Genomic DNA, 8,154 nt, shown 5'->3' with positions numbered 1-8,154 from the left:
TCATCATCAAGTATGACAATTTTAGGTAGGTGAGCATCTGCTTCTTCTTTATTCATGGTTGCATAAGCAATAATGATGATCTTATCACCTTTATGTACTTTTCTTGCTGCTGCCCCATTAAGACAGATATCTTTTTTCCCTGCTTCACCAGGTATGATATACGTAGAAAAACGTTCTCCGTTGTTTATATTTACGATATCGATCTTTTGTCCGACACGCATATCTGCAGCATCCAAGAGATCCTGATCAATCGTAATAGACCCTACATAATTAAGGTTTGCATCCGTAACAGTTGCTCTGTGAAGTTTACTGTACAACATAGTTATATTCATAATGAATCCTATTTATTATCTAAAATTATTGGAATTATATCAAAATCCTAACAATATTTCTATTATACTGATAAATTGTGAGAAAATTGAGGAAGCAACCCTAATATATAATAGGGCTACTTAAAATAGTCGAGAGACTACTATTTGGCCATTGATGCCGGTGCTATTGGGTCTCCCCACATTAAGTCAGGAATCACAAACTCAGACACAACATTTCCACCTATGATATGCTCATCGATGATTCTGTCTATCTTCTCTTTTGTTAAACTTACATACATTGTATGTCCTGGTTCAACAAGCATCACTGGGCCAACTGCACAACGATTTAGACATCCTGTCTGTATAGGTGTTACTGTACCTATAATACCTTTTTGCATCAATGACTGCGCAAGGTGCTGAAAAAGTTCTTGTGATTCTTTATCATCTGCTTTAACACAAGATGGTTTTGGCATCCCTGGAGGTGCTGACTGCTGACATTTGAAAATATAAAACGCTGGTTGTGGTATACCTGGAACCATAATAATCCTTTGGAGTTTAATTGGGAGTATTTTACTCCTATTTACTTAATAGCAGTTTAAACCAACATCATTGACCTGTATCAAGCCTTTATATTTTCCATTTTATTATAATCTACTTATCTTTCTAACGAGGACATAACTATGAAGTACCCCGATTTTTATTCAAAAATAGCCTCTATAAGACTTTATGACCCTTTAAGCGATTTTCTTGGTGCCTTTCAAAAGGGGGAATTAGAGGTCAGCTATCTTGATTGTGTCAAGCTGGCAGGGCACTCTTGTCCTACTGTAGCAGGAGCTTATCTTATGGCCGCTGAAGGAGTAATTGCACTTTATGGAGACAGACTCCCACACAGAGGGTCTGTAAAGGTCGAGATGAGAGACAATGAAAGTGATGGAGTCACCGGGGTTACAGCAAATATCCTCTCATTTATTTTAGGGGCTGGCGGTGAAGGTGGGTTTAAAGGGATTCAAGGGAACTTTTCTAGAGATAACCTTCTGTTCTATGGGGCTCCTATCGATGCAGAAGTGAAACTCACACGTCTTGACACTATGCAAAGCGTGAATCTCTCTTATGATCCTTCCTTGGTCAAAACAGACGAACAGATGAAACCATTGATGGGTAAAAGCCTTAAGGGTCTTGCGACAGAAGAAGAACAAAAAATGTTTCACACCCTTTGGCAGGCAAGAGTTGAAGAGATTCTTTTAACAACAGAGCTACACAGTCAACTAATTAGCATAACAAAGGATTAGATCATGATAATTTCAAGCTATATGAAAAATGAACACAGAGAGTGTGATACGCTTTTTGCAGCTTCGGAAGAAGCTGTTGCACAGGGTGAATGGGAAGTGGCAGGAGAAAAGTTCTTAGCCTTTTCAAATAAAACATTTACCCACTTTAAAAAAGAGGAAGAATCGCTTTTCCCGGCATTTGAAGCACAAACAGGTATGATAGAAGGGCCTACGCAAGTGATGCGTTATGAGCATGACCAAGTAAGAAGTCTCATAGGTCAGATGGCTGAAGCATTAGAGCAAAAAGATAAAGATGCCTATCTCTCTTTGGCAGAATCCATGATGATACTTCTGCAGCAGCACAACATGAAAGAAGAGCAAATGCTTTATGCCATGTGTGATAGAGCACTCCCCCCAGAGCTAAAAGAGAGCACACTTGAGGCTATGAAAGATATGTCATTATGACAAAAATAGGCATAGATACTCGAGAACTTTCTCATCCAAAACCTTTAGAGATGTCTATGAAAATATTGCGTAATTTAGATGATGAGAGTTATCTCTATATGCTTCACAGTAAAAACCCTATCCCTCTGTTAGATTTAGCTCAAGAGCATGGCTATCTTACTTTAAGTAAAGAGGATAAACATGGAGATTGGCATATTGTCATCTGTAGCAATAAAGATGTTGATTTAAATGAGCTTTTAAATGCTTAGTCAAAATGGACTCTCGCTAGATCAAGCACCCCCCATATCAGTTGTCTTTCGTTTTTTCTTTGTAGGCTCACTTTTTGGTATACTCTGCGGTATATTTGTCTTATTTTTCCAAAGTGCTATTTTTAATGCACGCAGCATAGAAGCTATTATACTCACCCATACACTCACTCTTGGTGTAATGCTTTCTTTTATGTTTGCGGCACTGTTTCAAATGTTACCCGTTATTGCAGGCATTAAACTCACTTCACCTGTACTCAAAGCAAATCTACTGCTTTACCCTTTTATACTTGGTATTATCACTTTACTTTTTGCATTTATTTTGACAAATACTTCATGGATGTTTTTGCTGGCCTCTGTTTTGCTTGGTACATCTCTTTTGGGCATTGTTATTATTATGGTAAAAAATCTCTTTTCTCTTGAGAATCACACTGTTTCATCTAAGGGTATTACCTACACCCTTCTCTCTTTAGGTATTGTCGTACTATTTGCACTTTATTTGACATCTGCACTTGCCGGATTAATAGAAGGTTCTAGCTACAGTCAAATCAAAGAAGCACACTACTCTTTTGGTCTATATGGATGGATAGCTCTACTTATAATTTCAATCTCTTTTCAAGTTATTGAGATGTTTTATGTTACACCTTCCTATCCAAAACTTGTTAGCAAATTTATGCCATTATCACTTTTTACACTACTTTTAGTCAGTTCCATTGTTGGGATATTTTATCCAGATATTTGGATACTGGCTGACATATTTATTGCTTTACTTTTAGGTAGTTTCGCGTTATTGACACTCAAAAGATTTACTCAACGCAAACGACCTATCACTGATGCAACCGTATGGTTTTGGCGTCTAGGACTTAGCTCTTTACTTGTCAGTATGTTGTCACTTTTACTAACACTTTTGATGAACAATGATTCTATAAGTGCTCTTAGCTATATTGCATTTACATCATTTGGACTTAGTATAGTTTTTGCTATGTTTTACAAAATAGTACCTTTCTTGACATGGTTTCATCTTAACAGCCAAGGCTATATATCTCCACCTATGATGCACCAAATAATTCATCCAAAAACTGTCATGAAACACCTCTATATTCATACAGCAACCATTGTCAGTTATATACTCTCTATCTTCATACCACCGTTCATATTTTTGGCAGGGTTATTGACAATTCTCTCATTTGGATGGGCAGGCTATCAAGTTGCCAACGCGCATCTACTTTACGGAAAAACACAGAAAACAGGAAAGAAATTTAATCTGGGAGTGAATTACACATAAAATTCATATTTAGTTCATGTAGAATTTATCTATAGCTTTAAAAATAATTTGGAAAAATGGGTAGGTTTTACTTGCTTAAAGGTGACGTTAAACTTCTAGAAGTTTTCTCCTAGAAGTTCTCTCACTACTTTTCTGTCATCAAAAGGATGCTTTACTCCTTTGATCTCCTGGTAATCTTCATCACCTTTACCAAGTATGAGTAGTACTTCATTTTCCTGAAGTGCATCCAAAGCCATCTTTATAGCCAATCTTCTATCTGGGGTGGCAGTGACATGGTCTTTACCATGTAGTCCTAAAAGTATATCTTCAAGTATCATTTCAGGTACTTCATCTCGAGGGTTGTCACTGGTGACGTATATCTTGTTTGCATATCTGCCTGCAACAGCTCCCATACGAGGACGTTTCTTTTTATCTCTATTCCCACCTGCACCAAAGACCACTGAAAGGTCTCTGTCTTTCATAGACTCTAACACTGCGTGCATACCGTCATCCGTATGTGCGAAGTCTACGATCACAAGCGGATCTCGACTCACCACTTCCATACGCCCTGAGACCCCTGCGAAGTACTCTACCACTTCACATATCTCTTCTATGCTTCTTCCTGTTAACATCTGCACAGAACCAATAGCTGCCATGAGATTAAAGAGGTTAAAGAGCCCTACCATAGGAGAGTGAAACGTGGCTTCAGTCTGTAAATGTTTTATGCCTGCAGTAATCCCATGTAACAAAGAGAAAGCCTGAACCTTAAATGTTGCAGGTTCATCCACACCATAACTTTGTGCCCCTATGGGGTTATATGTAATGTTTTTAATGTCATCTTTATTCAGAAGCTTCGGCGATTCATCTGCAAAAAAGAGACTTTTGACACGTCTGTACTCTTCAACTGTCCCATGATAGTCCAAATGGTCAGAGGTGACATTGGTATGGACTTTAAGCGCGAAGGTTAAACCTTCTATACGTTTTTGATCTATCGCATGTGAACTTACTTCCATAATGAAGTAGTTGCATCCAAGATCCATCGTCTGCTTCATATTGTGCAGTGTTTCCAAGATCGAAGGCGTGGTCATGCTCTTCTCTTCAATCCGTCTTTCCTGCGCAAATAAGCCACGAGTTCCTTGCAATGCAGGTTTCTCATCCAGATCAAGTAAAAAAGAATAAATTGCTGCAGTTACGGTCGTTTTACCATTGGTTCCCGTAACACCTACCACTTTCATCTTTTCAAGTTCCCAAAAAGAGATCAGTTCATCTACAGTAAGCGTTTCTGGTTTTACTTCTAATTTTTCATAATAGTCGCTATTCTGTGCTGTTTTTAAAAAAAGTGTATCTTTATCGAGTTTGCTTGTATCATCTGTCAGAAAAAGATAACCATCTTTTTGGAAGTCCAATTTCACTATTTTTGTCCTCTGACCACATGGTAAAGGGCAAGTATATCCTGATCATTTCCAAATAAACTCGTTGAAGCATCCAGATATCCCAGTGCCATCTCATCAAACCCTTCATTGGCAAGCTGTGTAACAAAATCTATAAACTCATCTTTATTGGTAATGACCACTTTTGTTGAGAACATGATATCTTCAAATGTTTTTTTGAAGCTGCCTCTACTCTTTACAAGTGCTTGAAAATCACTGTAACGTATGCCATCACTATATTCTATCTGTTCTTCTATAGGTTCAATCAAGAGTTCTTGCAACTTATGTTTTGAACTGTCTAAATTCTCAATAAGCCCATCAATGATATCTACAGCATTCTCTTTTTCACTCTTGATCATTTGATAATAGTCAAACAGAGCTTGTGCTTCTTCTTCACTCTCTATTCCCAGATCACTCAAATAAACACCGATCTTAGCTTCATCTAATGTAGGATAATCTTTTAATATCAATCCATAACTTCTAAGTGCCTTAGCATAGTCCCCCTGTAGAAACTCATTCTCGGCTCTTTGAAGCAGTAAATCTTGACTAACTTTATTCATCTTAAATTAATTGATCCAATTTATCTTCAAAACCTGCAGGCACATTTTTTACAGTGATCTCTGGGTGAATAAGTGTTTGCATCTGTCTCTCTACACCAAACTTGATCGTTGTACCTGAACTGCCACACCCAACACATGCACCTTGAAGTTGTACGTAAACTTTTCCGTCTTTGATGGCAATTAAAGCGATATCCCCCCCATCAAGTTTAATAGAAGGTCTTACCCTCTCTATTACATTTATTACGGCAGGTTCTAGTTCTTCATCTGAAAATGGTATCAATGGTTCTCCTTATCATGCATCTACTTTATGGCGCATATTATAAAATTGATTATAACGAAATCATAGTAAAATCTTTGTTACTATGTTCTTTAAGTGTGTTATACACTAAAAGTGTTACTTTGTCAATGTGTGTTTGAATTGTTTAATGATTTAATGTGTCGTATCCAAGGCAAGGCCTTGAAATACTGGAGTTTCAGAGGTAATTATACAAGCTCGATAATTGCCATAGGTGCTGAATCACCTTTTCTCATACGTGTTTTAATAATTCTTGTATATCCACCGTTTCTATCTGCATACTTTGGTGCGATCTCGTTTACGATTTTATTTGTACACTCTTTATGTTGTAACATTGCAAAAATTGCTCTGTGTGCATTAAAGTCACCAGAAGAAGCTTTTGTAACAAGCTTTTCAAAATAACTTCTAAGCTCTTTAGCTTTTGGCAATGTAGTCTCAATTCTACCCTCTTTTGTCAAAGCAATAGAAAGGTTTTTAAGAAGCGCCGCTCTATGAGAAGACGTTCTATTTAATTTACGGTAACCATGCTTATGTCTCATAATATTCCTTTACTGTAACAACTATGCTTTAAGTTGTTCTATTTTCTTTACAAGATTTACTCTTGTAACGTCTGCAAGTTCAAAGTCTGAACCAAATCCGTGCTCTACGAGACACTCAGAAATTTCATCTAAAGATTTTTTACCAAGATTTTTGATATTTTTAATCTCGTTTTCACTCATCAATACCAATTCACCAAGGAACTTTAATCCAGCTCTGTCAAGTGAATTGAATGATCTTGCACTAAGTCCAAGACTATCTACAGTTTGCATAAAAGGTTTGAGTTCGCTATCGTCACTGTTTCTTTTTACCGGTGCTACAGAGATATCTAAATCAAGTACCGTATTAAAAACAGAAAGTTGCTTATTCATTACTTCAAGTGCATTTGTAAATGCTTCAACCGGACCAATCTGACCATCAGTTTCAATGTCGAATGTAATCTTTTCGAAGTTAGGATTGTCCTCAACAAGTACAGGATCAATCTTATAATTCGCTTTTCTTACTGGAGTAAAGAAAGCATCAAGTGCAATGCTGTCACTATCAACATCATCTCTAAGGTCTTCACTTGGTACATAACCAATTCCTTTTGAGATAACAACTGTAAAGTTAAGTTCTGCATCTTCATTAAGTGTTGCAAGTGGAAGATCACCATTCACTACTTCAATTTGATCATTGTTAAGATCTTGTGCAGTCACTTCTTTGTGCCCAGAGAAACTGTATTTTAATTCAACTTTATCACTTTCGTCTTTAATTTTAAAACGAATGTTCTTGAGGTTGATAATAAATACAGCAACATCTTCGTGCATACCTCTGATGTTATCAAACTCATGTGCAGCGCCTTCAATTTTAATCGAAATAGGTGCGTACCCAATAGAAGAACCCAAGATAAGTCTTCTAAGTGGATGTGCGAGTGTAACAGCATAACCGCTTTCAAAAGGATAAGCAATGATTTCAGCGCGGTTTGCACTGATTTCATTTACTTCTACTTCTGTTGGCATAAATGGTGCAACTTTAATTTTTCTCATTAATAGCCTTTACTTATGTATTATTTAGAGTATAGCTCAACGATTAGACGTTCTTCAACCGGGATTGCAATTTCTTCTCTCTCTGGAACTCTTGTGAATAAACCAAAAAGTTTTTCTTTGTCCATATCAACCCATTCAACTATACCAGTTTGGTTAGTAAGTTCGATTGATCTAAGGATCTGAGGGTTCGTTTTACTTTTCTCTCTGATCTCGATTTTTTGACCTGCTTTTACTCTAAATGAAGGAATGTCTACTCTTTTACCATCTACAAGTACATGTCCGTGGTTTACGAATTGTCTCGCTGATGCTCTAGTTGTAGCAAATCCCATTCTGTAAACAACGTTGTCAAGTCTTTGCTCAAGAAGTTGGATAAGGATAGAACCTGTGTTGCCATCTTTTGAGTTTGCCTCTTTGTAAAGTGCTCTAAATTGCTTTTCACTTACACCATACATAAATTTAGCTTTTTGCTTCTCTTGAAGTTGAAGACCATATTCACTGATCTTTGTTCTTCTTTGTCCATGTTGTCCTGGTGCATATGGTCTTTTCTCCAATGCACTTTTACCAGCGAGTCTTCTCTCACCTTTTAACCCAAGATCAACACCAAGTCTTCTTTCTAGTCTTTCAACTGGACCTCTATATCTTGCCATGCTTATACCCTTCTCTTCTTAGGTGGTCTACAACCATTGTGTGGAAGTGGTGTAATATCTTTTAAGAATGTTACACGAATACCTTCTGTTGCACCAATTGCTTTAAC

At 37.1% G+C, this 8,154-nt stretch carries 13 protein-coding genes; 4 read left to right on the top strand and 9 right to left on the bottom strand.

Translation table 11 applies throughout. The features are described from left to right. Both panD and ABZC96_RS06425 read right to left on the bottom strand, forming a co-directional pair. A partial coding sequence (gene panD, locus ABZC96_RS06430; RefSeq protein ID WP_373029890.1) for an aspartate 1-decarboxylase occupies nt 1-332 on the bottom strand: 332 nt, incomplete at its 3' end. A gap of 140 nt (nt 333-472) precedes the next feature. Beyond that, entirely contained in the window at nt 473-850 is a 378-nt protein-coding gene (locus tag ABZC96_RS06425) for a ferredoxin (protein WP_373029889.1), read from the bottom strand. A gap of 141 nt (nt 851-991) precedes the next feature. Between ABZC96_RS06425 and ABZC96_RS06420 the strand changes: the two genes are divergently transcribed. The 4 genes from ABZC96_RS06420 to ABZC96_RS06405 are packed head-to-tail and all read left to right on the top strand — an operon-like array spanning nt 992 to nt 3,574. Continuing rightward, nucleotides 992-1,600 (top strand): hypothetical protein, encoded by a 609-nt coding sequence (locus tag ABZC96_RS06420; RefSeq protein WP_373029888.1) that lies wholly within the window; start codon nt 992-994, stop codon nt 1,598-1,600. Between the two features lie 3 nt (nt 1,601-1,603). Then, on the top strand, nt 1,604-2,044 hold the full coding sequence (locus ABZC96_RS06415; RefSeq protein ID WP_373029887.1) for a hemerythrin domain-containing protein: 441 nt from the start codon (nt 1,604-1,606) through the stop codon (nt 2,042-2,044). Further along, entirely contained in the window at nt 2,041-2,292 is a 252-nt protein-coding gene (locus ABZC96_RS06410; protein WP_373029886.1) for a DUF2249 domain-containing protein, read from the top strand. Before ABZC96_RS06415 ends, ABZC96_RS06410 begins: the two co-directional genes overlap by 4 nt. After that, nucleotides 2,285-3,574: a hypothetical protein gene (locus tag ABZC96_RS06405; RefSeq protein WP_373029885.1), complete on the top strand. Its 1,290-nt coding sequence runs from the start codon at nt 2,285-2,287 to the stop codon at nt 3,572-3,574. Before ABZC96_RS06410 ends, ABZC96_RS06405 begins: the two co-directional genes overlap by 8 nt. Nucleotides 3,575-3,669: 95 nt before the next feature. Here the strand turns inward: ABZC96_RS06405 and ABZC96_RS06400 are convergent, their stop codons facing one another. From ABZC96_RS06400 to rpsK, 7 genes are all read right to left on the bottom strand, one after another. Then, nucleotides 3,670-4,965, bottom strand: coding sequence for a UDP-N-acetylmuramoyl-L-alanyl-D-glutamate--2,6-diaminopimelate ligase (locus ABZC96_RS06400; RefSeq protein WP_373029884.1), 1,296 nt, complete (start codon nt 4,963-4,965; stop codon nt 3,670-3,672). Beyond that, nucleotides 4,965-5,543 carry a hypothetical protein gene (locus tag ABZC96_RS06395; protein WP_373029883.1) on the bottom strand — a complete coding sequence of 193 codons (579 nt, stop codon included), beginning with the start codon at nt 5,541-5,543 and terminating at the stop codon, nt 4,965-4,967. Before ABZC96_RS06395 ends, ABZC96_RS06400 begins: the two co-directional genes overlap by 1 nt. Before the next feature lies 1 nt (nt 5,544). Continuing rightward, the gene (locus ABZC96_RS06390; RefSeq protein WP_373029881.1) at nt 5,545-5,823 is read right to left on the bottom strand and encodes a NifU family protein; all 279 of its coding nucleotides are present in this window, start codon (nt 5,821-5,823) and stop codon (nt 5,545-5,547) included. Nucleotides 5,824-6,026: 203 nt separating this feature from the next. Next, nucleotides 6,027-6,377: a 50S ribosomal protein L17 gene (gene rplQ, locus ABZC96_RS06385; RefSeq protein ID WP_373029880.1), complete on the bottom strand. Its 351-nt coding sequence runs from the start codon at nt 6,375-6,377 to the stop codon at nt 6,027-6,029. A gap of 21 nt (nt 6,378-6,398) precedes the next feature. Next, complete coding sequence (locus ABZC96_RS06380) at nt 6,399-7,400, bottom strand: DNA-directed RNA polymerase subunit alpha (protein ID WP_373029878.1); 1,002 nt, start codon at nt 7,398-7,400, stop codon at nt 6,399-6,401. Between the two features lie 20 nt (nt 7,401-7,420). Further along, nucleotides 7,421-8,047 (bottom strand): 30S ribosomal protein S4, encoded by a 627-nt coding sequence (gene rpsD, locus ABZC96_RS06375; protein WP_373029876.1) that lies wholly within the window; start codon nt 8,045-8,047, stop codon nt 7,421-7,423. 2 nt (nt 8,048-8,049) lie between these two features. Continuing rightward, nucleotides 8,050-8,154 (bottom strand): 30S ribosomal protein S11 (gene rpsK, locus ABZC96_RS06370; protein WP_373029891.1); only part of this gene is annotated, 105 nt, incomplete at its 5' end.

It is taken from the genome of Sulfurovum sp., from assembly GCF_041551015.1.
Classification (GTDB): domain Bacteria; phylum Campylobacterota; class Campylobacteria; order Campylobacterales; family Sulfurovaceae; genus Sulfurovum.
The sequence above is the reverse complement of the archived record's forward strand: the minus strand, read 5'-3'. Positions and strand labels throughout refer to the sequence as shown.

Coding starts and splice junctions, on each gene's coding strand:
- ABZC96_RS06425 (WP_373029889.1), bottom strand. CDS start 850: ATGGTTCCAGGTATACCACAACCAGCGTTTTATATTTTCAAATGTCAG.
- ABZC96_RS06420 (WP_373029888.1), top strand. CDS start 992: ATGAAGTACCCCGATTTTTATTCAAAAATAGCCTCTATAAGACTTTAT.
- ABZC96_RS06415 (WP_373029887.1), top strand. CDS start 1,604: ATGATAATTTCAAGCTATATGAAAAATGAACACAGAGAGTGTGATACG.
- ABZC96_RS06410 (WP_373029886.1), top strand. CDS start 2,041: ATGACAAAAATAGGCATAGATACTCGAGAACTTTCTCATCCAAAACCT.
- ABZC96_RS06405 (WP_373029885.1), top strand. CDS start 2,285: ATGCTTAGTCAAAATGGACTCTCGCTAGATCAAGCACCCCCCATATCA.
- ABZC96_RS06395 (WP_373029883.1), bottom strand. CDS start 5,543: ATGAATAAAGTTAGTCAAGATTTACTGCTTCAAAGAGCCGAGAATGAG.
- rplQ (WP_373029880.1), bottom strand. CDS start 6,377: ATGAGACATAAGCATGGTTACCGTAAATTAAATAGAACGTCTTCTCAT.
- ABZC96_RS06380 (WP_373029878.1), bottom strand. CDS start 7,400: ATGAGAAAAATTAAAGTTGCACCATTTATGCCAACAGAAGTAGAAGTA.
- rpsD (WP_373029876.1), bottom strand. CDS start 8,047: ATGGCAAGATATAGAGGTCCAGTTGAAAGACTAGAAAGAAGACTTGGT.